Origin of the sequence: Humidesulfovibrio sp. (assembly GCF_031082295.1) — a bacterium.
In the GTDB taxonomy this organism is placed as follows: Bacteria; Desulfobacterota; Desulfovibrionia; order Desulfovibrionales; family Desulfovibrionaceae; genus Humidesulfovibrio.
The window spans coordinates 15766-37375 of record NZ_JAVHLD010000001.1; the positions used below are offsets into that span (position 1 = coordinate 15766).

Consider the following 21610-nt stretch of genomic DNA (forward strand, 5'->3'; position numbering starts at 1 on the left):
ATGGGTAGGATTGATATCAACCCTCTCACCAGGGAGCGAGACATGAAACGCATACCGACAATCGTCGCCAGCCTGGCTTGCATGGCGCTCTTCGCCGTGCCTGCGCTGGCCCAGGACAAGCTCTTCGTCGCCTCAGAAGGGGCCAAGCTCAAGGCTGACAAAAGCGCCAGCTCAGACACCGTGGCAGAGCTGCCCGTGGGACAGGAGCTCAAGGTCGCAGGCCAGGAGGAGAGCTGGTACAAGGTCAGCGCCAACGGGAAATCCGGCTGGATATATCGCGGCAAAGTCTCCGCCACGGCGCCTGAGCCCTCCAGGCAGGGCGGCGACAACCTCTTCGGCGGCGCGGGCTCAAGCACCATCATGGTCAGCGAGGCCGACAGCGCGCGCAGCATGCGCGGCCTGAACGAGAGCGAGCAGGCCGCGGCCAAGGCAGCCGGACGTCCGGCGCGCCCCTTGTCCGACTACAAGAACGCCCTGGACAAAATCCTGGCGGAGAAGGTGGACAAGAAGGAGATCGAGAACTTCCTCAAGGCCGGCCACATCGGCGAGTATGCGAAATAGGGGGCCTGAAATGAACGCCAAACGCATTCTCACCACCCTTGTCCTGTTTGTCCTTGTGGCCCTGCCCGCCATGGCGACAGCCGGGTTCCTCGACGCCATCCTCGACCCCAACTCCAAAGAGGCAAAGATCCTCTCCGGCGCGCAGAGCGTGCTCAGCAGTTCGCAGCAGATGGACTACAAAAGCGAGCGGGCCATCGGCGAACGCCTGGCGGTGGAAGGCCTGCGCCGCTACGGAATGCCCACAACGAACCAGCAGATGCAGCACTACGTGAACCTGGTGGGCATCGCCGTGGCCATGAACTCGCCCCGGCCCGACATCCCCTACCGCTTCGTGGTGGTGGACAGCCCGGTGCAGAACGCCTTTGCCTGCCCCGGCGGCATCATCTTCGTCACCTCCGCGCTCATGCACACCATCCAGAACGAGGCCCAGCTCGCGGGCATCCTGGCCCATGAGGTCGGGCACGTTGCCCTGCGCCATGCGCTGAAGAGCATTCAGCGGGCGCAGTTCTTCTCCGGCGTAGGCCAGATCACCGCCGCCACCATGAAGGGCGACAAGGGCGCGCAGTTCGAGAGCATGATCGCCGACATGCAGAATGTGCTCTTCGACAAGGGCCTGGACCAGAACATGGAGTACGAGGCCGATGCCTCGGCCATGGAGACGGCCTACCGCACTGGCTACAACCCGGCGGGGCTCATGGAGGTGCTGGTGGAACTCAAGCGCATCGAGGCCAGCTCGCCCGACAAGAAGGGCTCCTGGTTCTCCACGCACCCGCCTTTGGCCTCACGCATCGCCAAAAACCAGACCCAGATGAAGAAATATCCCGACGCCGCCAAGCTAGCCGTGCTGGCCGACCGCTTCAAGGCCAAGGCCCGCTAGATCATTCGCACTTCCACGTCAGGGGGCGGGGGCTGAAAGGCCTCCGCCCTTTTGCGTGGGAGGCGGGCCAGGGTCCAAATACCGCCGCAGCCCTAAAGATAGCGCCAAACCGGGCCGATAAGAGGGATGTCAACGTCTGAAAAGCAATATGGAGAGCCCCATGTCAAAGAAACTGCTCCACGCCACTGGGTTCGGAAGAATCCACCAGCTCATTACCGAGGGCAGGGATGACGAGGCCAGGGAACTTCTCAAGGCCTTGCAGGACGAATACATCGGTCTTGTTGAGGAAAACGAAGCCCTCAAGAACCAGATCATCGAGGTGGCGCAAGTCTTGGACATGGCCGAGTGCATGGAGTTTGACGGCCAAAAGTACTGGCTGACGGACGACCTGCGCCACAAGGGCCCCTACTGCCAGCTCTGCTATGACCGCGACGGCCTGCTCATGCGCTTGCAGAAGCAGCAGCGCCACTGGAAGTGCCAGTGTTGCGGCAACGTGTTCGTGGACACCAAGGCCGTGAAGGAAACCGCCGCCAAGCGCTCGTTCCCCGCCGCCGTGCCCCGGCCGCCCATCCCGCTGTTCATGAAATAGTCGCAACCCCTGCAAAAGCGAAGGGCCGCGGAGTGATCTGCGGCCCTTTTTTGTCGGCGCAAGCGCGAGGCCTGCCGGAGTCGAAACGCAGCCTAGCGTTTCGGCAACAGCACCACGTCACGCCACCAGAATTCCTTGAGGCGACCATCCTCGTAAAACCGGGCCACGGCATAGGCCAGCCCGGCCTTGTCCATGCCTTGCAGCAGCACCTCCACCTGAAGGTCCTCGCCCTTGCGGCGCTCGGCCTTCCAGATCTCACGCACGATCTTGCGCAGGGCCTCGGTCGTGGGGGCCGTCGACGCCTCGATGCGCACGCGCAGCACCACGGGCGCCAGGGGGCGAAGGCTGTCGCCCTGGCGGCCAAGCACGGAATAGGCAACCGTGTCGCTGTCCGCGGCGTTGTGCTTCGGCTTCTGGGCAGAGGCGTCCGGCGTTTCCCTGGGCGCGGCGGACTTGGCCGTGGCATCGCCAGCGGTGGAGGCGGATGCCTCCGGCTGGGGCTGTCCGGCGTAGTCCTTCTCCGGCACCAGGTACTTGTCCCGCCCATAGCCCCAGGCTCGCTTCAGGTCGCGCACCTTCTCGTCCGGGTCGAAGATGGCGAACCAGCCATCCTCGTGGAAGTCGACGCGCACACGCCGCCCGGCCTGCAGCAGGCGCACGAAGTCCGTGTCCTTGTCGCGCCCGGCGCGGATGGCCATCTTGCGGTCCGCCACGCGGATCTCGCCGAACTCCTGGCCCTGCGCGGCCTTCTGCGGAGGTTTCTTCGCGGCCTTTTCAGATGTTGCCGATTTGCCGGACTTGGCGGACTTCTCTTGCTTTTCGGAGCTGTCGGCGCGGGGGGCAGGCTCGGCCTGGGCGCCGGAGCGCAGCTCGGCCAGGCGGACGTATCCCTGGGCGCGGGTCTCGGCGCGGACAGTCTCTGCCGGGTCGAACACCGCGGCCCAGCCGTCGGATTCGAAATCCACGCGCACCTTCTGGCCGCGCTTGAGCACGCGCACGGCTATGGCGCCCTCGGACGGGTTCTCGCGCACCGTGACCTTGCCGCTGGCGGTGTACACCCTGCCCCAGCCCGCGTCCTTGGCCTGGGCCACGGCTGCGGTGGTCACGGCCAGCAGCGCGAAGATGAGGAGAAAGACAGCTCTGCGCATGGCTATTTGCTGCGACCATCGAGTTCGCGGGCCACGCGCTCGGTCAGGTCCGTCGAGGCCTTGTCCACATAGCCGACTGAAGCCGGATCCGTGAAAATGATGGCGTAGCCGCCCTTCTTGCCCAGCTCCTCAAGCACGGCTTCGGCCTTGCGCATGACGTACTGCAAAAGCTTGGTCTCCTCGGCCTTGATGTCGCGGGCGTTCTCGGCCAGCAGCTGCTCGTGCTGGGCGGCCTTGCGCCGCAGCAGGTCCTCGCGCCGGGTACGGTCCTGGGGCGAAAGCCCGTGCGCCTCGGCCTCCTTGCGCAGGGTCGCCACCTGTGCGGCGCTCTCCTTGGCAAGGCGGTCCTTTTCGGCCACGTAGCGCGCCAGGTCGGCCTTGGCCGACTGCCCCAGGCGCGTCTCGTTGACCACGCGCTGCGGGTTCACGAAGCCGATCTTCTGCTCTGCCAGCGCAGCCGGAGGAGCGAGAAGAAACACAAGCATTACAGCGAGGAAGCACGGCGCGAAGAAGATGTTGGAGCGGCTCATTGGGGTTTGATACATGCGTGCGCCCGTCTTGTCGAGAGCCACGGAAACGGTGTGTGGCCCGACACGCTCACAGCATGTTCACAGGATCCTGGTCCAGCTCCAGGCGGAAGCCCGCAGGCGCGACGCTCCCGCGGGACACGGCGGCGAAGAGCGTGCGTATGGGCTGCCAGTCGGCGCACTTGAGCAGGCAGTTGAAGCGCTTGCGGCCCCGGAGCATGGCCATGGGCGCGGGCGCAGGGCCGAGCACATCGACGCCGAGGGGCCGTGCCTTCTCGCGCAGGGCCTTGGCGAAGGCCAGCATGGCCTCGTGCAGATGCTCCTGATCCGCAGGGCAGGAAAGGCGCAGGAGCGCCAGCCGCGTGAAGGGCGGATAGCGGAAGCGTTGACGCTGCTCGATCTCCCTGGCGTAGAAACCAGGATAGTCGGCACGGAGCACGAAGTCCCAGAAGGGGTGCGCCGGGTTGCGCGTCTGCACCAGCACGCGCCCGGGCTTTTCTCCGCGCCCGGCCCGGCCGGAAACCTGGACGAGAAGCTGGTAGGTGCGCTCAGCCGCGCGGTAGTCCGGCAGGTACAGGCCCATGTCCGCGTTGGCCACCACCACGAGCGTCACGCCCGGAAAGTGGTGTCCCTTGCTGAGCATCTGGGTGCCGACGAGCACCTGGGCCTCTCCCTCGCGGAAGCGGCGCAGAATCTCCTCCAGGCGCTCCTGCCTGCGGGCGCTGTCGCGGTCCATGCGCAGCACGGAAACCTCGTGCCCCAGCGTGCGCAGGAAATACTCCTCCAGGCGTTCGGTGCCCTCGCCCATGGGCACGAAGGTCACGCCGCCGCACTTGCCGCAGGGGATGGGATACGGGTAGGTCAGGCCGCAGTAGTGGCAGACCAGGCGCTCGCGCAGTTTGTGGTAGGTCAGGCCCACCTGGCAGTCCGGGCACTGGACCACCTCCTCGCAGGCCATGCAGTACATCACCGGGGCGTAGCCGCGTCGGTTCAGCATGACGATGACCTGATCGCCCGCGTCGAGGGTTTCCTTGATGGCCGCGAGAGTCTCCGGCGCAAAGGGCTCGTCCGGGTCCTTCTGGCCCGCTATGTCCACCAGCCGCACATCTGGCATGGCCCGGCTGCCAACGCGATTGGCCAACGTCTGCACGGGCAGTTGCCCGCTCTGCCCCGCGTGGAAGGTCTTCACATCCGGCGTGGCCGAGCCCAGCACCAGCAGCCCGCCCGAACGCTTGATGCGCGAGTACGCCAGTTCCTTGGCGTGGTATGGCAGGCGCTCCTCCTGCTTGTAGGATTCGTCATGCTCCTCGTCGAGCACGATGAGCCCAAGGTCACGGATGGGCAGGAACAGCGACGAGCGGGTGCCGACCACAAGCACGGGGCCTCTTTTCATGCTGGCGGCCGCGGCGATCTTCGAGAAGGTCTCCTCGCGGCGGCGCGGGGTCTGGTAGCCGTGGGAAAAATAGGCCTCCGCGTGCGGCAGCGCAGCCTTGGCCTGCCGCCACAAGTGACAGGCCAGGGCCACCTCCGGCGCGAGCAACAGCGCCGAGCGCCCGAGCTCCAGGCAGCGCCGCGCCAGCTCCAGGTACACGTGCGTCTTGCCGCTGCCTGTGACCCCGTGCATCAGCGCCATGCGCGCCGAAGCGGACGCAAGCGCCGGCAAAAGCTCATCCAGGGAGGCCTGCTGCTCCGGCGTGGCGGAAAGGGCATCCATGTCGTCGTCGGGAAGGGGCGCGCAGGCAGGCGCCTCGTCGGCGGCGTCCGTCGTCTCCAACGGTTCGCCCAGGCGCACAATGCCCGCCGTGGCCAAGCGCTTCATGGCCTGGATGCCGGGGTCGCCGTAAACCGCGCGCACCGCGCCAAGGCTCATGGGGCCGGACTCGAACAGGCGCTCCAGCAGGCGGATCTGGTTCACGGCGTTGGGCCGCACGGCCCAGGGCGGGTCCGCGTTCAGCATGACGAAGAGTTCTTCGGCCTGCCTGCGCGGGGCCAGCCGCACGCGCATGCGGCCCTCGTCCCAGAGCAGCGCCAGGGCCTCCAGCCGGTCCGTGGGCAGCTCCTGCAACGCCTTGGGGCTGTATGTGGGGCGGAAGTCCGGGTGCTCGACGGAGTACGACACCTGCGAGGTGCGCAGTCCGCGCGGCAAAATCAGCTCCAGCACCCGGCCCGGATGCGCCATGTGACGGGAGGAGAGGTCGCGGACAAGCTCCAGCATGCCGGGGTCGAGCACGGGTTCCTGCTCAAGCGTCCAGACCAGGGGCTTCAGGTCCACCCCCTCGGGCGGCACCTTGGTGGGTTCCTGCAGGATGCCCACGCGCAGCCCGCGACCGAGCGGCGCGAGCACGCGCAGGCCGGGCCTGGGGTTCGGGAACCAGGCCGGGCAGAGGTAGGTGAGGGCCGCGTACGGCGGGCTGGCCAGCCAGACCTGCCAGGCTGTCGGCTGCACGCCGGGCCGGGCGCTGCTCACGAGAGTTCCACGCATGTCCCCAGCGGGGCCTTACCTGCCCTTGCAGGGCACGAGCTCCTGGATGCGCTTCACCAGATCGTCGTGCAGGTCTTCGTCGTGCAGGGCGAAGTAGATGTTGGCCGTCAGGTACTCCACCCAGTCGCCCGCGTCGAAGCGCTGCCCGCGCAGCTTCACGGCCAGCAGGCGGTTCTCGTTGGCCAGGCCCTGGAGGGCGTCGGTGAGCTGGAGCTCGCCGCCAACGCCGGGTTCGAGCTTTTCCAGGTACTTGAAGATCTCCGGCACAAGCACATAGCGGCCCACGATGGCCAGGCGCGACGGGGCCGTGCCAATGGCCGGCTTTTCCACCAGGTTGCGCACGCGGAAGACGCCGGGCCGGAACTCCTCGCCCTGAATGATGCCGTAGCGGTCGACCTTGTTCTCCGGCACCTCGATGACGCCGACAACAGCCATGTTCTCGGTCCTGGCCACGTCGAGCAGCTGCTGGATGCCGGGTTCCTTGCCGAACATGAGGTCGTCGCCCACCATGACCGCGAACGCCTCGTCCTTGCAGACCTCCTTGGCGCAGAGCACGGCGTGGCCCAGGCCCAACTGGACCTTCTGGCGCACGGCGATGATGTTGACCATCTCCGACACGTCGCGGACTTCCTGCAGCAGCTGGGACTTGCCCTTGCGCTCCAGCAGGTTCTCCAGCGTCAGGTTGTGGTCGAAATGGTCCTCGATGATGGTCTTGTTCTGGCTGGTGACGAGCACCACCGTGTCGATGCCCGCGGACTGGGCCTCCTCGACAACGTACTGGACCACCGGTTTCTTGAAGATGGGCAGCATTTCCTTTGGAATGTTCTTCGTCGCCGGAAGTGAACGGGTTCCCCAGCCAGCAACGGGAATGACGACCTTGCGCACTTCCATGGACTTCCTCCTCCGGTCTTGATGCCGCTGCCCGCGCCTAGCGCAGGGAGCTCTCCAGAACAGCCGCGATGTCGGCGGCATACCGCTCCACGCGGGCGATGTCCTCGCCCTCGACCATGACCCTGGCCTTGGGCTCGGTGCCGGAGTAGCGCAACAGCACGCGCCCCCGGCCAGCCAGTTCGGTCTCGACGGAAGCGACGGCTCGCCCGACCTCCGGCAGATCCTCGAAAGGCACTTTGCGGCTCAGCTTCACGTTGACCATGACCTGCGGGAACGGCTCGATCAAGTGCGCAAGCCGCGACAGCGGCATGTTCTTCTGGCACATGATGCGCAGCAGTTGCAGGGCAGCCAGCGTGCCATCGCCGGTGGTCGAATGGTCCATGAAGATGAGGTGCCCGGACTGCTCGCCGCCGAGAGCCGCGCCCTCGCGGCGCATGGCCTCCACCACGTAGCGGTCGCCAACAGGGGTGCGCAGCAGGCGGCCGCCCTGGTCGCGCATGAACATCTCCAGGGCCATGTTGCTCATGACGGTGGCGACCAGCGTGTTGCCGGGCAGCGCGCCGCGCTCCAGCATGTCCTGGGCGCACAGGGCCATGATCTGGTCCCCGTCGAGCACGTTGCCCTGCTCGTCAACCACGATGAGCCGGTCGGCGTCGCCATCAAGCGCCAGACCGATGTCCGCGCCGACCTCGCGCACCTTGGCGGCCACCACGTCGGGGTACAACGATCCGCAGCCCTCGTTGATGTTCACGCCGTTGGGGTTCACCCCCAGCGTGATGACCTCGGCCCCGAGTTCCTGAAAGACCAGCGGAGCGCCGCCATAGGCCGCGCCGTGGGCGCAGTCGAGGACGATCTTCAGGCCGTTCAGGTTCATCTCGCGCGGGAACGTGTTCTTCAGGTACACGATGTAGCGGCCCCAGCTGTCGACCATGCGCTTGGCGCGACCGACGCGGTCGGGAGCGGGGAAGCTCCAGTCCGGCTTGTCGGCCAGGGTCAGCTCGGCGATCTCGGTCTCCAGGTCGTCGGGAAGCTTGAAGCCGCCGCTGTCGAAGAATTTGATGCCGTTGTCGTGGAAGGGGTTGTGCGAGGCGGAAATGACCACGCCCAGGTCCGCGCGCATGTTGCGCGTGAGGAAGCTGATGGCCGGGGTGGGCATGGGGCCGACCAGATACACGTCAAGCCCGATGGCGCAGAGGCCGGAGGTCAGCGCCGTCTCGAAGACATAGCCCGACAGGCGCGTGTCCTTGCCGATGATGACCTTGTGCTTGCGTCCGCCGTTGCGAAACTTTTGCCCCACGGCCATGCCCAACTTAAGCGCAATGTCCGGGGTCATGGGATATTCGTTCACCCGGCCGCGCAGGCCGTCGGTGCCAAACAATTTGTCACGCATTAAACTCTCTCCAGCTTCAAGCGGGCTGTGCCGCTTGACTATGTTACTTGTGCACGATGACGACGACGCTCTCGTCCTTCGCCGTCACCACGCGCGTTCCGTCGGGAACGACCATTTCATACTTCAGGGCGTGGCGGCCAGGCTTGAGACCGCCGGGGACCTTGACCAGCGCGTTGAGGCCGGTGATGTCGCGCCCGGCCTCGGCCTCGCGCATCAAGGCCACGGGCGCCTCCACCTGCACGCGCACATGCTTCACGGGCGTCTGGGCCGAGGTGCCCAGCGTGGTGCTGAGCAGCACAGGAACCTTGACCCAGGCGGTCTTGACCTCAGGTCCGAAGCGCAGGGTCATCTTCACCTGGCCGGGAGTCGCCTCCAGGCCTTCGGCGAGCTTGATGGGCACGTCGTCGGACCAGGTGGACAAGGGTTCCTCGAAATCATTCTGCAGGAGCACGCGCACCTGGGTCATGGGGCGCACCTGGCGCTCGGCGCCGCGCACCTCAACCTGCTCCGGCACGGCCTTGACCTCCAGCAGGCGATAGTCCTTGGGCAGCGCGCCGCGCCATTCGGCAACCACGGGCAATTCCTTCTTGGCCAAGCGGTCCACGGAGAGAATGAGCCGGGAGGGTTTCACCTCGACCACCTCGTAGGCCATGGACAGGGGGATGCGCTCGCGGTCGATGTCCACGAGATTCTCACCCACCTTGAGCTTGCTCACGTCCAGGGAGTAGGTCCACTTGCGGCGGTCCAGCGAGCGCACAAGGCCCTTGGGACCGCGCACGCGCACCTCGATCTTGCTGATGAGCCCCTTGCGGATGATGAGGCCCTCGGGGGCGTTCGACATCTCCACGCTCATGTCCACCCAGGTCTCGACCTTCTCGCGGCCGGTGATGAGGTACCAGGTGAGTATGGCCAGGGCCAGGGCGATGCCGATGTCTTTCCAGTTCTTGAGCATGGCTAGCGTTCCAGGGCGTTCTTGATGACCCGGCGCAGGCGCTGGTCATTAAGTGAGGTTGTGAGCCGTCCGCTCATGGCGATGGACACGGTGCCGCGCTCCTCGGAAACGACGATGGACAGGGCGTCGGACTCTTCGCTAATGCCCAGGGCGGCGCGGTGGCGCGTGCCGAAAAGGCTCTGGGCCTTGAGCTTTGAGGACAGCGGCAGGATGCACCCGGCGGCGGCTATGCGCCCGCGGCGGATGATGACGGCGCCGTCGTGCAGCGGGGTGTTGACCTGGAAGATCGTGGTCAGCAGCGAGCCGGTGACAACGGCGTCCAGGGGCACGCCGCGTTCGATGACATCGCCCAGCGGCACGTGGCGCTCGATGACGATGAGCGCGCCCACGTTGCCCTTGGCAAGCGTCATGACGGCCTGGGCGATCTCATCCACCACGGCCTCGGAGAGTTGGGGCTTCTTGAAGAACCGCCCCGCGCCCATCTGGGCCAGCGCCCTTCGCAGGTCGCCCTGAAAAAGAATGATGATGATGAGCACGATGGAGCCCAGGAAATTCGTCAAAAGCCAATTGAGCGAGTACAGGCCGAGCTCGCTCGAAAGGTAGTAGACCAGGAGCACCAGGACCAGGCCGTAGATGACCGCCACGGCGCGAGTGCCGCGCACAAGATGGATTATGTAAGCGTAGATGACCGCCACGAGCAGGATGTCCAGGGCCTCCCGCCAGGCGATGTTCAGGCTGATGAGATACTCCATCGATTCCTTCTTACGTGCTTGGGCTCATGGCCGTTGCAACCGTTGCCGCCTGATGCGCGCCTGCCACGTCGTGCACCCGGTGCACAAAGACCCCGCGCGCCACGAGCAGCCCTGTGGCAACCGCCGTGGCGAGCTGCCTGTTCGCGGGTTCGAGCCCAAGCAGCTTGCCCCAAAGGCTCTTGTTGGACAATCCCATGTACAGTGGGCGGCCAAGGACGCCGAAGCGCTCCACCCCGCGCAGGATTTCCAGATTGTGCTCCAGCAGTTTGCCAAATCCGATGCCGGGGTCAAGCACGATGTTGGCCTCGGGCAGCCCAGCCTTGGTCAACGCGCTCAGCCGCTCCTCGAAAAACCGCAGGATCTCGCCCACAACGTCATCGTAGCGAGGGTCGGCCTGCATGGTCTGGGGTCGGCCCAGGCTGTGCATCAAGACGTAACCGGGCTTGTGCTGGGCCAAAACGTCCAGCAATGCCGGCTCAAATCGGCAGGCCGAGACATCGTTGACGATCATGGCCCCGGCGCTGAGGGACTCCGCCGCGACCTTGGCCTTGTAGGTGTCAACGCTGATGACCGGATTGGCGCAGGGCAGGCCGTCCGGGCAGGATGGCGAGAGGTCGGCCAGGGCTCGGATCACCGGAATGACGCGGGAAAGCTCCTCGGCCTCGGAAACGGCCGCGGCGCCCGGGCGCGTGCTCTCGCCGCCAACGTCCAAAATGTGCGCCCCGGCGCAGAGCAGTTCGCGGCCCTGGTCCACGGCGCTGTCGGGGTCGAGATAACGCCCGCCGTCAAAAAACGAGTCCGGCGTCACGTTGACGATGCCGGACACAAGAAAAGGGGCAGGGCCTAGCACCCTGCCCCCAGACAAATGCCATGTGTTCCCGCCGATCATTCACCGTCCCGGTCGTCATCGCGGCCAGGCTTTCTGACCACGGGCGGACGCTGCGGCGGGGCCTCTTCCAGCTTGAACTCGCCGGGCTCTGGCGTGTCGGCGGGGGGCGCGGCATCCGGCGGGGTGTCGCCGAACTTGCGGCTCATGTCCTCGTAGGCCCTGGCCGCGCGGCGCACGTTGTTCTCGTCGGTCAGGGGGGGCAGGGTCTCGCCCTTCATGAGCAGGTCGATCTCATCGCCGCTGATGGACTCGCGCTCGAGCAGGGCCTCAGCGATCTTGTGCAGGTGGTCCATGTTTTCGGTCAAGAGCTTCTTGGCGCGCTGGTAGCCATGGTCCACGAAGCTGCGGATCTCTGCGTCGATAAGCCGCGCGGTGTCCTCGCTGTAGTCCTTGTGCTGCATGAAGTCGCGGCCCAGGAACACCTGCTGGCCGTCGTCGCCGTAGCTCATGGGGCCGAACTTGTCGCTCATGCCCCACTGGCAGACCATGCTGCGGGCCATCTTGGTGGCACGCTGGATGTCGTTGCTGGCGCCGGTGGTGAGCTGGTTCAGCACCAGTTCCTCGGCCACGCGGCCGCCGAAGAACATGGCCATGGTGTTCTCAAGGTACGTGCGCGAGTAGTTGTGGCGGTCGTCCACGGGCAGCTGCTGGGTCAGGCCCAGGGCCATGCCGCGAGGGATGATGGTCACCTTGTGCACGGGGTCGGTGCCGGGGATGAGCTTGGCCACCAGGGCGTGACCAGCCTCGTGGTAGGCCGTGGTCTTCTTCTCCTCGTCGGAGAGGATGATGCTGCGGCGCTCCTTGCCCATGAGGACCTTGTCCTTGGCCTCTTCGAAGTCGCTCATGTTCACGTGGTTCTTGCCCATCTTGGCGGCGTGGAGCGCGGCCTCGTTGACGAGGTTCTCCAGGTCCGCGCCGGAAAAGCCCGGCGTGCCGCGGGCCAGGATGTCCAGGTCGACCTCCTCGGCCAGGGGGCTCTTGCGGGTGTGCACGGCCAGGATGCGCTTGCGTCCGCGCACGTCGGGCGTGGGCACCACCACCTGGCGGTCGAAGCGGCCGGGGCGCAGCAGCGCCGGGTCGAGCACGTCGGGGCGGTTGGTGGCGGCGATGAGGATGACGCCGTCATTGGACTCGAAGCCGTCCATTTCCACCAGCAGCTGGTTCAGGGTCTGCTCGCGCTCGTCGTGTCCGCCGCCCATGCCGGTGCCGCGCTGGCGGCCCACGGCGTCGATTTCGTCGATGAAGATGAGGCAGGGCGCGTTCTTCTTGCCCTGCAAGAAGAGATCGCGCACACGGGCGGCGCCAACACCGACGAACATCTCGACGAAGTCCGAGCCGGAGATGGAGAAGAACGGCACCCCGGCCTCGCCCGCCACGGCCCGCGCGAGGAGCGTCTTACCCGTGCCCGGAGGGCCGACGAGCAGCACGCCCTTGGGGATGCGGCCGCCCAGGCGGGTGAACTTCTTGGGCTCGCGCAGGAAGTCCACGATCTCGGAAAGCTCTTCCTTGGCCTCGTCCACGCCAGCCACGTCCTCGAAGGTCACCTTCTGGGTGTCCTCGCTGATGAGACGGGCCTTGGAGCGGCCGAAGCTCATGGCGCCCTTGCCCCCTGCCCCGCCGCCCTGCATCTGGCGCATGAAGAATATCCACACGCCAATCAGAAGCAGCATGGGGAACCAGGAGACCAGCAAGGTCATGTACCAGGGGGATTCCTCAAGGGGCTCCGCCGTGACCTGAATCTTGCCGGAAACCAGGGACGGGACGAGGTTCGGGTCGTCCGGGGCGTAGGTGATGAATTTCTTGTCGCCCGCCAGAACGCCGGTGATTTTCGGGCCCTGGATCTTTACCGACACGACTTCGCCTTCCTTCACGCGCGACACGAAGTCGCTGTAGGAGAGCTTGAGTTGCGGCGCGGGTTGCTGACTGAAGAGATTGAACAGAACGACCATGACAAGGGAGATGGTCGCCCATATGAGCAAATTCTTGGTGAAGCTATTCAAGCGGAAGTCCTCCGGTGGCGGACAGGCACGTTGTGAGCCGCTGGCCTGTGGTTGTGCGTGGGGAGACGGTTCCCGGCGCGGCCCGGTCAATGAAATCCAAGATAAGGCATACTCCTGAAAAAGCAAGTGCTGGCCTGGGGCCTCCGAAACTTGCTCTGCCAATAATTCAACAATCACGTAATCGCATCGTTTTGTCGGATTGCTGACAGTTCTTGTCGGATTCTTCGTGCATGATCACCGCAACAATCGCGGCTGCAGCGGACGAGCGCAACCGCACAACCGGAGGTCTTGCACATGGTTAAGGAACGTAAGGTAAGGGACATCGCGGACTTGTCAATATGGGAAGACGCCAAACACATGATCGCCAAGGCCAAGGAGGAAGGCATCCAGACCGCCTGGGACCGTCTGGAAACCCAGACCCCGCACTGCAACTTCTGCGAGCTTGGCACCACCTGCCGCAACTGCACCATGGGACCCTGCCGCATCACCTCCAAGCCCGACGGCAAGCGCAAGCGCGGCGTGTGCGGCGCCGACGCCGACGTGGTGGTGGCGCGCAACTTCGGCCGCTTCGTGGCGGGCGGCTCGGCCGGACACTCGGACCACGGGCGCGACCTCATCGAGGTGCTCGAAGCCATTGTCGAGGGCCGCACGGCCGACTACGCCATCCGCGACGAGGCCAAGCTGCTGCGCATCTCCGCCGAACTGGGCATCGCCACCGAGGGCCGCCCGCTCATGGACGTGGCCCGCGACCTCATGGACGTCTGTTTCGCGGACTTCGGCAGCCGCAAGCACGCAGTGTCGTTCCTGTCCCGCGTGCCGAAAAAGCGCCGGGCCATCTGGGACAAGCTCGGCATCACCCCGCGCGGCGTGGACCGCGAGATTGCGGAGATGATGCACCGCACCCACATGGGCTGCGACAACGACGCCCCGAACACCATGCTGCACGCGGCCCGCACCGCCCTGTCCGACGGCTGGGGCGGCTCCATGATCGGCACCGAGCTCTCGGACATCATCTTCGGCACGCCCGCCCCGCGCATGTCCACCACCAACCTCGCCACCATCAAGAAGGAGCTGGTGAACATCCTGGTTCACGGGCACAACCCCGTGGTCTCCGAGATGATCCTGGCCGCCGCGCGCTCGCCGGAGCTTCTGGCAGAGGCCAAGGCGCTGGGCGCCTCGGGCATCAACGTCGTGGGGCTGTGCTGCACCGGCAACGAGCTGCTCATGCGCCAGGGCATCCCCATGGCGGGCAACCACCTCATGACCGAGCTGGCCATCCTGACCGGGGCTGTGGAAGCCATCGTGGTGGACTACCAGTGCATCATGCCGAGCCTGGTGCAGATCGCCCACTGCTACCACACCAAGTTCATCGACACCGCCCAGAAGGCCCGCTTCACCGGCGCGATCCACTTCGACATCCACCCGGAGAACGCGCTGGTCAAGGCCAAGGAGATCGTGCGCCTGGCGGTGCAGGGCTATGCCGAGCGCAACCAGTCCCGCGTGGACATCCCCGGCGAGCCGGTGGAGATCATGACCGGATTCAGCAACGAGGCCGTCATCGGGGCCCTGGGCGGCACCCTGACCCCGCTCATTGACGCCATAAAAGCGGGGCAGATCCGCGGCGCGGTAGGCATCGTGGGCTGCAACAACCCCAAGTTCCAACAGGACTCCATGAACGTGGGCCTGGCCAAGGAGCTCATCAAGCGCGACATCCTGGTGCTGGCCACGGGCTGCGTGACCACGGCTGCGGGCAAGGCCGGGCTGCTGGTGCCGAAGGCCATCGAGATGGCCGGGCCGGGCCTCAAGGCCGTGTGCGGGTCGCTGGGCATTCCGCCGGTGCTGCACTACGGCAGCTGCGTGGACAACTCGCGCATCCTTCAGCTCTGTGCCGCCCTGGCCAACGAGCTGGGCGTGGACATAAGCGACCTGCCCGTGGGCGCGTCGTCGCCGGAATGGTACTCCGAGAAGGCGGCCGCCATCGGCCTGTACGCGGTTGCCAGCGGCATCTACACGCACCTCGGCCACCCGCCGCACATCCTGGGTTCCAAGGTCGTCACCGACCTGGCCGTGTCCGGGCTGGAGGACCTGGTGGGCGCCACCTTCGTCATCGAGCCTGACCCCGTGAAGGCGGCGGAGCTGTTCGACAAGCGCATTACGGCGAAGCGGCTGGCCCTGGGCCTTTCCGCCTAGTCAGAATAAATGGCGGACCGGAGAGACCCCCCTTTCCGGTCCGCCGCACTCAAGCACAGGAGCAGAATTATGAAGATCGCATTCGCAGGCAAGGGCGGCGCGGGCAAGACCAGCCTTGCCGCATGGCTTGGCGACTACCTGGCCCGCAGCGGCGAGAACGTCTGGCTCGTGGATGCCGACACGGCACTGTCCCTGGGCCAGGCCTCGGGGCTGGACCCCTCTCTCCTGCCCACGCCCCTGGCCGAGCGTGAGGACATCATCCGCACGTACATCGGGCAGGGCTACATGAGCCTGAACCCGGAGGTCTCCGGCCTGCCGGAAACCCTGAGCGTGCCACTGCCACTGGGCGGCCCCGCCTTTGCCGGGCGCACCGCCGGTGACAAGAAGCTGCTAGTCATGGGCACGGTGGCCGGGGCTGCAAGCGGTTGCGCCTGCGCCGCAAACGCCCTGCTCAAGTCCGTTCTTGCACACCTGATCCTGGAGGAGCGCGCCTGGGTACTGGTGGACATGGAGGCCGGGGTGGAGCACCTGGGCCGCGGCACCGTGGCCGACGTGGACGCGCTGGTGGTGGTGAGCGAGCCCAGCCTGCGTTCCCTGCACACCGCCGCCGAGGTCGCTCGGCTGGCAGAGGGGCTCGGACTCGCGCGTCAGGCGCTTGCGCTCAACCGCAGCGAGGCGGGCGACGCCCTGCCGGACATCGCCGGCCTGCCCGGCCACGTGCTTCGCATTCCGGTCCTGCCGGGGCTGCGCAAGCGCCAGTTGAGCTCCGGGTCCGTGCTCGGGCTGCCCGAAGACGCGCTGATAAACGCCCTCTGCGCCGAACTGCTCCGCGCGCTGGCGACGGAAAGCTCTCCACCGGCCCAGGCATGAAACGCCCGTTGTTTGCATCTCCATCGATTACGGCTATAGAGTCAGGATGACCATGGAGGGCGCTCATGATCCATACCCGCATCGACATCCTGGCGGAACTGCAAAAGCCCGGCCTTGAGGAACTGGCAAAATCCTTCCAGGCGCGGACCTATGCCCGGAAGACGCAGATTTTCTTGCCCAACCACGAGCAGGACCTGATCTTCATCGTCTCCAGCGGCCGCACGCGCATCTACCTGGCCTACGAGGACAAGGAGTTCACCCTGGCCATCCTGGAACGCGGCGACGTGTACAGCACGCACACCCGCGCCTACGTGTACGCCCTGGAGGAGACCACCCTCCTCTGCGCCCCAACGTCGCAAGTGCGCAAGCACATGCTGCGCATTCCGGAATTCACGGGCACAATGGTTCGCGTGCTGAGCGAGCTGCTCAAGCATTCCATCAGCATCATTGACGACTTGGCCTTCCGCGACGTGCAGTCCCGCATCGTGCGCTTCATGCGTTTCGTCTCCAAGCAGAGCGGCGTAGCCGAGGCAGGCGGCGTGCTGCTCAACCTGGGCCTGACCACGGAGGAATTCGCAAGCCTCGTCGGCACCACCCGCCAGACCCTCTCCACCATGCTGAACAGCCTGGAACGCGATGGGCTGATAGAGCTGCGCGGGCGTGGAGCCATTTTCATCCCGGATGCAGCCGCCCTGGAGTAACCCCCTGCGTTGCCCAACGTTTTCGGCGTTGCCTGCTTGCAGAGCCGTGGCAAAGGGGATAGAGACTTTTTCCGGCATGGAAGCGTATCGTCACCGGTGTGGCGCCTGGACTTCAAATCCAGTGTGTGGCCGAGAGGTCACAGGTAGGTTCGACCCCTATACGCTTCCGCCACCATCCCTCCCAAGAATCGCCGGAGCCCCCGTGGACAGCATCGCCATACGAATCTGGGTCGACGCCGACGCCTGCCCCGGCGCCATCCGCGACATCATTGTGCGCGCGGCCATGCGTCGCGGCGTCATGACCACCTTCGTGGCCAACAAGAGCCTCAACATCCCCGGTTCGCCGCACCTGGCCGCCATGCGGGTGAGCCAAGGCTTTGACGTGGTGGACGAGACCATCGCCTCCCTGGTGCAAGCCGGCGACCTGGTCATCACCGCCGACATCCCCCTGGCGGCAAAGGTCGTCGAACGCGGTGGCACGGGGCTGAATCCGCGCGGCGAACTCTACACGCACGAGAACATCGGCGCTCGGCTGACCATGCGCAACATGCTCGACGAGCTGCGCAGCACAGGTGTGGCCACCGGCGGGCCCGCGCCCCTGAGCCTGGCCGACCGCAACGCCTTCGCCAACCAGCTGGACAAGTACCTGACCGCCCAGGCCCGACCCGCCACCTGAATCCGCCCCTCCCATATCCTCACACGCCAGCCCCCACCCAGGACACCGCTTGCCGCGGCGCTTGGCATTGACCACGGCATGTTATTCGCATAGATTATTCCTACCTATAGCGTATCCGAAAAACTCTATCAGGGGATGATTCTGACGTGGACGAGAGCAGCCAGCCGAACAACCGCACAGGCGGGCTCTTCGTTTGGGTCGTGGCGCTGGGGTTGCAGACCGCCTGCCTGTTGTCGGCCTGGCGCTTTTACACCGGCGGGCAGCCCTTCATGGCGGAGCTGGCCCTTGGGTTGCTTGTGTCCTCTTCCCTGGTCTTCGTCCTCCCCTTGCTGTTTGCCCGGCACTGGTTCGCCCCGCGCAGCACGGTGTACGGCTTCGCAGCTGCTCTCAGCCTGTGCCTGCCCGGCATAGGCATCATCGGCTGCCTGTTTTCGCTGCTTTGTGCGCAAGTGGTCATGCGTCAAAAGAACAAGACCAAGGAATTTCTGGAAAGTCTCGAAATGGCGCTGGGCGACGACTCCGGCCGGATCACCCGCAAGCGCGTGGGGCAGGTGCTGGCGGACGAGATCGCCATCGAGCCCGTGGTGGACGTGCTCAAGGGCGACGACCCCGACCTAAAGCGCGGCGCGGTGAAGCTCTTGCAGCGCATCGGCACCAGAAGCGCCGTCAGCCTGCTGCGCCAGAGCCTCTCGGACCAGTTCCCGGAGGTCCGCTTCTACGCGCACTCCGCCCTGACCGAGCTTGAGGACGGCTACACCAAGCGCATTCAGGACATCGAGAAGAATATCGAGCAGGCTCCCAGCGCGGCCTTGTACCGCCTTTTGGGGCAACAGTACCGGGCCTACGCGGACTCCGGCCTGGCCGACGAGATCGCACGCGGGCAGCACCTGGAAAACTGCCGCGACGCCCTCAACAAAGCCCTTGAGATTGAGCCCGAGCACGCCAAGACCATGCTGCTGCTGGCCCAGGCCTTGCTGGACCTGAACCTGCTGCGTGAGGCCTGGCGCCTCTTCGAGAAGTGCACAAGCTACGACGAGACCGTCTCCGAGGCCCAACTCGGCATGGCACAGATCGCCTACCAGATGCGCGACTTCGGCCAATTGGCCCGGCTGGCGCGCAGCATGGCCAACTCCGAGGCAGCCCGCCCCGAAAAGGCTGACGCCCTGGAGCTGTTCGAATTCTGGGCAGGCTTGGGCAAGGTGGGCCATGGCTGAGAAAACCTACGACGTTTGCCTGATTCTCGAGGGCACGTACCCGTATGTTCCAGGCGGCGTGTCCACCTGGGTCCACCATCTCATCAAGTCCATGCCGGAGCTTTCCTTCACCTCGGTCTGCATCCGCGCCACGGCCAAGGAAAAGGCCGAGTACCGCTACCAGGTGCCGGACAACTTCGTTGATCCCCGACTCGTCTATCTGCACGACCACGACACGCAGAAAACGGCCAAGATGAGCAAGAAGAACCGGGCGGAGCTCATGGAGAACATCCGCCTGTGGCACCACAGCGCCGGCAAGGCCGATTCCGGCGGCATCCTTGACCTGGTTCACGCGCTGGATCGCTCCGGCGGGCAGCTCGACGTGAAGGACATGGTCTTTGGCCGCACGCCCTGGAATATCATGCTTGAGCTTTACAACACCAAGCATCCGGACGTGTCGTTCCTGGACTACTTCTGGACGTACCGCTTCACCCACCTGCCCATGTGCAACGTTATCAACGCTAGCCTGCCCAAGGCCAGGGTCTACCACACCATCTGCACCGGCTTTGCCGGGCTCATGGCCGTGCTGGCCAGCCTGCGCATGAACAGGCCCATGCTCCTGACCGAGCACGGCATCTACACCAAGGAACGCAAGATCGAGGTGGCCCAGTCCAAATGGATCCACACCGAGCAGGACGAACGCCTGCGCATCGAGCGCGACCTGGGCACCTTCCAGAACCTCTGGATCCATATTTTCGAGACCCTGAGCCGCCTGACGTACGCCCACGCCCACCGGGTCATCACCCTGTTCGAGGGCAACCGCAAAATGCAGATACTTGGCGGCTCCGACCCGGAACGCACCGAGGTCATCCCCAACGGCATCACCATCTCGCGCTACGAGAATCTGAAGCCGCGCGCCGAGACCATTGTCGACGAACGCAGGGCCGAGGGACCGTTTGAGATTGGGTTCGTCGGACGCGTGGTGCCCATCAAGGACGTCAAGACCTTCATCCGGGCCATCAAGATCGTCACCCAGGAAGTGCGCAACATCCAGGCCTACATCATCGGGCCCGAGGACGAGAGCGAGGAATACGCGCGCGAATGCCACGAACTGGTGCACATGCTGGGCCTGGACAAAACAATCATCTTCACCGGCAAGGTCAACGTCAACGACTACTACGCCAAGCTCGACCTGCTGGTGCTCACAAGCGTCAGCGAGGCGCAGCCCCTGGTGATCCTTGAGGCCAACTGCGCGGGCATCCCTGTGGTGGCCTCGGACGTGGGCGCATGCAGCGAACTGCTGCACGGCCGAACCCCTGAAGACGAAGCCTTGGGACCGTCCGGCTACATCACCCGCCCGGCCGAGCCCATGGACACGGCCCAGGGCATCCTGACCATTTTGCTCAACCCCGAGCTGCGCAGGGCCATGTCCATCAGCGCCAGGGAACGCGTGACGCGCTTCTACACGGAGGCAGACCTCATCAACAAATACAGGGCGCTGTACAACGAGTGCATGGCGCTCCCAGGCAGGATGGCCTAAGTCATGGCAGGCATCGGCTTCGAACTTCGCAAGCTTCTGGATAAGGACAACTTCACGGGCGACCTGCGCGCCTTTCTCTACGCCGCGCTCCTGTCGTCCGGCCCCTGGCTTCTGTCCATCACCTGCCTGGGCGTGCTCACGGCGCTCTCTTCCACGGGCGGCAATGAGCAGGATGGCGAAGTCTTCCGCACGACGGTGGTCTACGTCTTCGCCTTCTCGCTCATCTTCGTGGGCATTTTCCAGCTGGTGCTGACGCGCTTTCTGGCCGACAGGCTGTACCTGAAGGACAACGCGGCGCTGCTTTCGGCCTTTGTGGCCTCGGCCATACTGGTGCTCGTGGGAGGACTGTTCGTGGGGCTGGCCGTATTCCATTCCGGCCCGCTGCCCTGGACCTACAAGGCGCTGGCCATCATGCTCTTCGACGTGGTCTGCCTGCTCTGGCTCACCATGATCATGCTCTCGGCGGTGAAGGACTATAACAACATCGTCATCGGCTTCGCCGTCGGGGCCATACTCTCGGTGGGCGGCGTGTGGGCGCTGGAGCCGCTGCTCGGCCTGCACGGGCGCATCCTTGGCTACACCTTGGGGCTTGTGGTCAGCGTATTCTGGTTCTTGGCCATCATCTTCTCGGAGTTCGACCAGAACACGAAGCTCACCTTCGACGTGGTAAGCTATTTCAAAAAGTACTGGGACCTTGCGCTCATCGGCTTCGTGTACAACCTGGCCATCTGGTCGGACAAGTTCATGTACTGGATGGACCCCGGCGCCCGAGTCATCGTGGTGCCGCTCACCGTGCACGACTTCTACGAAGGCCCGGTGTTTTTGTCCTACCTGAGCATCGTTCCAGCCCTGGCAGTGTTCATGGTCAAGATCGAGACCGGCTTCTACGAGCACTATCGGCGCTACTACCAGTGCATTACCGAGAAGCGCCCCCTCTCCGCCCTGCTGGAGGAAAAGGAAGGCATGGCGAACATGCTCAAGGCCAGCATCCGCGAGATGTTCATCATCCAGGGCGGCATCTCGACCCTGTGCGTCGTCTTCGCCCCGGAGATCTGCGTCGTGGGCGGGCTTTCCCCGGCCCAGGTGCCGCTGTTGCGCATCAGCTGCATCGGCTCGTTCCTGCAGGCGCTCATGTCGCTTACGGTGACCATCCTCTTCTATTTCGACCTGCGCCAGCGCGTCCTGCTCATCAGCCTCTGCTACCTCGTCCTGAACGCGGGGCTGACCCAGCTGACCCTTTGGCTTGGTTTCCCGTTCTACGGTTATGGCTACACTTACGCCTGCTTCATCTCACTCATGGTCGGCTTCTACCTGCTGGTGGACACTGTGCAGGATCTGGAGTTCATCACATTTGCGCGTCAACCCATCTAGACAAGGCTTCA

At 65.1% G+C, this 21610-nt stretch carries 19 protein-coding genes and 1 tRNA gene; 11 read left to right on the forward strand and 9 right to left on the reverse strand.

Going from position 1 to position 21610, the window contains the following annotated elements; translation table 11 throughout:
• The first annotated feature begins 42 nt into the window (after positions 1–42).
• The 3 genes from RDU24_RS00095 to RDU24_RS00105 all read left to right on the forward strand — a co-directional run bounded on the left by RDU24_RS00095 (position 43) and on the right by RDU24_RS00105 (position 2027).
• A complete protein-coding gene (locus RDU24_RS00095) occupies positions 43–561 on the forward strand; it encodes an SH3 domain-containing protein (RefSeq protein ID WP_308733683.1) in 519 nt (172 codons plus the stop codon).
• A gap of 10 nt (positions 562–571) precedes the next feature.
• Complete coding sequence (locus RDU24_RS00100) at positions 572–1438, forward strand: M48 family metalloprotease (RefSeq protein WP_308733684.1); 867 nt, start codon at positions 572–574, stop codon at positions 1436–1438.
• Positions 1439–1598: 160 nt separating this feature from the next.
• The gene (locus RDU24_RS00105) at positions 1599–2027 is read left to right on the forward strand and encodes a hypothetical protein (RefSeq protein ID WP_308733685.1); all 429 of its coding nucleotides are present in this window, start codon (positions 1599–1601) and stop codon (positions 2025–2027) included.
• Between the two features lie 92 nt (positions 2028–2119).
• Here the strand turns inward: RDU24_RS00105 and RDU24_RS00110 are convergent, their stop codons facing one another.
• The 9 genes from RDU24_RS00110 to ftsH are packed head-to-tail and all read right to left on the reverse strand — an operon-like array spanning position 2120 to position 13058.
• Positions 2120–3175, reverse strand: coding sequence for a hypothetical protein (locus RDU24_RS00110; RefSeq protein WP_308733686.1), 1056 nt, complete (start codon positions 3173–3175; stop codon positions 2120–2122).
• Between the two features lie 2 nt (positions 3176–3177).
• Positions 3178–3720 (reverse strand): OmpH family outer membrane protein, encoded by a 543-nt coding sequence (locus RDU24_RS00115; protein WP_308733687.1) that lies wholly within the window; start codon positions 3718–3720, stop codon positions 3178–3180.
• Between the two features lie 52 nt (positions 3721–3772).
• A complete protein-coding gene (gene priA, locus RDU24_RS00120; RefSeq protein WP_308733688.1) occupies positions 3773–6184 on the reverse strand; it encodes a replication restart helicase PriA in 2412 nt (803 codons plus the stop codon).
• 15 nt (positions 6185–6199) lie between these two features.
• The gene (gene galU / locus RDU24_RS00125) at positions 6200–7075 is read right to left on the reverse strand and encodes a UTP--glucose-1-phosphate uridylyltransferase GalU (protein ID WP_308733689.1); all 876 of its coding nucleotides are present in this window, start codon (positions 7073–7075) and stop codon (positions 6200–6202) included.
• Between the two features lie 37 nt (positions 7076–7112).
• Positions 7113–8465, reverse strand: coding sequence for a phosphoglucosamine mutase (gene glmM, locus RDU24_RS00130; protein ID WP_308733690.1), 1353 nt, complete (start codon positions 8463–8465; stop codon positions 7113–7115).
• 43 nt (positions 8466–8508) lie between these two features.
• The gene (locus RDU24_RS00135; protein WP_308733691.1) at positions 8509–9417 is read right to left on the reverse strand and encodes a CdaR family protein; all 909 of its coding nucleotides are present in this window, start codon (positions 9415–9417) and stop codon (positions 8509–8511) included.
• A gap of 2 nt (positions 9418–9419) precedes the next feature.
• Positions 9420–10169 carry a diadenylate cyclase CdaA gene (cdaA, locus tag RDU24_RS00140; protein WP_308733692.1) on the reverse strand — a complete coding sequence of 250 codons (750 nt, stop codon included), beginning with the start codon at positions 10167–10169 and terminating at the stop codon, positions 9420–9422.
• Between the two features lie 10 nt (positions 10170–10179).
• Positions 10180–11058, reverse strand: coding sequence for a dihydropteroate synthase (folP, locus tag RDU24_RS00145; RefSeq protein WP_308733693.1), 879 nt, complete (start codon positions 11056–11058; stop codon positions 10180–10182).
• Positions 11055–13058, reverse strand: coding sequence for an ATP-dependent zinc metalloprotease FtsH (ftsH, locus tag RDU24_RS00150; RefSeq protein WP_308733694.1), 2004 nt, complete (start codon positions 13056–13058; stop codon positions 11055–11057). The genes folP and ftsH overlap by 4 nt, the downstream gene beginning before the upstream one ends.
• Positions 13059–13352: 294 nt before the next feature.
• On the opposite strand from ftsH, the gene cooS reads away from it, so the two are divergent.
• The 8 genes from cooS (at position 13353) to pelG (ending at position 21599) form a co-directional block, all read left to right on the forward strand.
• Positions 13353–15248 carry an anaerobic carbon-monoxide dehydrogenase catalytic subunit gene (gene cooS, locus RDU24_RS00155; RefSeq protein WP_308733695.1) on the forward strand — a complete coding sequence of 632 codons (1896 nt, stop codon included), beginning with the start codon at positions 13353–13355 and terminating at the stop codon, positions 15246–15248.
• Positions 15249–15317: 69 nt separating this feature from the next.
• On the forward strand, positions 15318–16118 hold the full coding sequence (locus tag RDU24_RS00160; RefSeq protein WP_308733696.1) for a nucleotide-binding protein: 801 nt from the start codon (positions 15318–15320) through the stop codon (positions 16116–16118).
• Positions 16119–16183: 65 nt separating this feature from the next.
• Positions 16184–16819 (forward strand): Crp/Fnr family transcriptional regulator, encoded by a 636-nt coding sequence (locus RDU24_RS00165; protein WP_308733697.1) that lies wholly within the window; start codon positions 16184–16186, stop codon positions 16817–16819.
• 78 nt (positions 16820–16897) lie between these two features.
• Positions 16898–16991 (forward strand) — tRNA-Sec (locus RDU24_RS00170).
• 45 nt (positions 16992–17036) lie between these two features.
• Complete coding sequence (locus RDU24_RS00175; RefSeq protein WP_308733937.1) at positions 17037–17495, forward strand: YaiI/YqxD family protein; 459 nt, start codon at positions 17037–17039, stop codon at positions 17493–17495.
• A gap of 146 nt (positions 17496–17641) precedes the next feature.
• Positions 17642–18709, forward strand: a complete 1068-nt coding sequence (locus RDU24_RS00180; RefSeq protein WP_308733698.1) for a HEAT repeat domain-containing protein — start codon at positions 17642–17644, stop codon at positions 18707–18709.
• Positions 18702–20228 (forward strand): GT4 family glycosyltransferase PelF, encoded by a 1527-nt coding sequence (pelF, locus tag RDU24_RS00185; protein ID WP_308733699.1) that lies wholly within the window; start codon positions 18702–18704, stop codon positions 20226–20228. Before RDU24_RS00180 ends, pelF begins: the two co-directional genes overlap by 8 nt.
• Before the next feature lie 3 nt (positions 20229–20231).
• The gene (gene pelG / locus RDU24_RS00190) at positions 20232–21599 is read left to right on the forward strand and encodes an exopolysaccharide Pel transporter PelG (RefSeq protein WP_308733700.1); all 1368 of its coding nucleotides are present in this window, start codon (positions 20232–20234) and stop codon (positions 21597–21599) included.
• Positions 21600–21610 lie beyond the last annotated feature (11 nt).

What these genes read in the sequence shown, in the direction of transcription:
- RDU24_RS00135 (WP_308733691.1), bottom strand. Translation starts at nt 9,417, where the DNA reads ATGCTCAAGAACTGGAAAGACATCGGCATCGCCCTGGCCCTGGCCATA.
- RDU24_RS00110 (WP_308733686.1), bottom strand. Translation starts at nt 3,175, where the DNA reads ATGCGCAGAGCTGTCTTTCTCCTCATCTTCGCGCTGCTGGCCGTGACC.
- cdaA (WP_308733692.1), bottom strand. Translation starts at nt 10,169, where the DNA reads ATGGAGTATCTCATCAGCCTGAACATCGCCTGGCGGGAGGCCCTGGAC.
- priA (WP_308733688.1), bottom strand. Translation starts at nt 6,184, where the DNA reads ATGCGTGGAACTCTCGTGAGCAGCGCCCGGCCCGGCGTGCAGCCGACA.
- folP (WP_308733693.1), bottom strand. Translation starts at nt 11,058, where the DNA reads ATGATCGGCGGGAACACATGGCATTTGTCTGGGGGCAGGGTGCTAGGC.
- RDU24_RS00105 (WP_308733685.1), top strand. Translation starts at nt 1,599, where the DNA reads ATGTCAAAGAAACTGCTCCACGCCACTGGGTTCGGAAGAATCCACCAG.
- galU (WP_308733689.1), bottom strand. Translation starts at nt 7,075, where the DNA reads ATGGAAGTGCGCAAGGTCGTCATTCCCGTTGCTGGCTGGGGAACCCGT.
- pelG (WP_308733700.1), top strand. Translation starts at nt 20,232, where the DNA reads ATGGCAGGCATCGGCTTCGAACTTCGCAAGCTTCTGGATAAGGACAAC.
- glmM (WP_308733690.1), bottom strand. Translation starts at nt 8,465, where the DNA reads ATGCGTGACAAATTGTTTGGCACCGACGGCCTGCGCGGCCGGGTGAAC.
- RDU24_RS00115 (WP_308733687.1), bottom strand. Translation starts at nt 3,720, where the DNA reads ATGTATCAAACCCCAATGAGCCGCTCCAACATCTTCTTCGCGCCGTGC.
- RDU24_RS00095 (WP_308733683.1), top strand. Translation starts at nt 43, where the DNA reads ATGAAACGCATACCGACAATCGTCGCCAGCCTGGCTTGCATGGCGCTC.
- RDU24_RS00160 (WP_308733696.1), top strand. Translation starts at nt 15,318, where the DNA reads ATGAAGATCGCATTCGCAGGCAAGGGCGGCGCGGGCAAGACCAGCCTT.
- pelF (WP_308733699.1), top strand. Translation starts at nt 18,702, where the DNA reads ATGGCTGAGAAAACCTACGACGTTTGCCTGATTCTCGAGGGCACGTAC.
- cooS (WP_308733695.1), top strand. Translation starts at nt 13,353, where the DNA reads ATGGTTAAGGAACGTAAGGTAAGGGACATCGCGGACTTGTCAATATGG.
- RDU24_RS00100 (WP_308733684.1), top strand. Translation starts at nt 572, where the DNA reads ATGAACGCCAAACGCATTCTCACCACCCTTGTCCTGTTTGTCCTTGTG.
- RDU24_RS00165 (WP_308733697.1), top strand. Translation starts at nt 16,184, where the DNA reads ATGATCCATACCCGCATCGACATCCTGGCGGAACTGCAAAAGCCCGGC.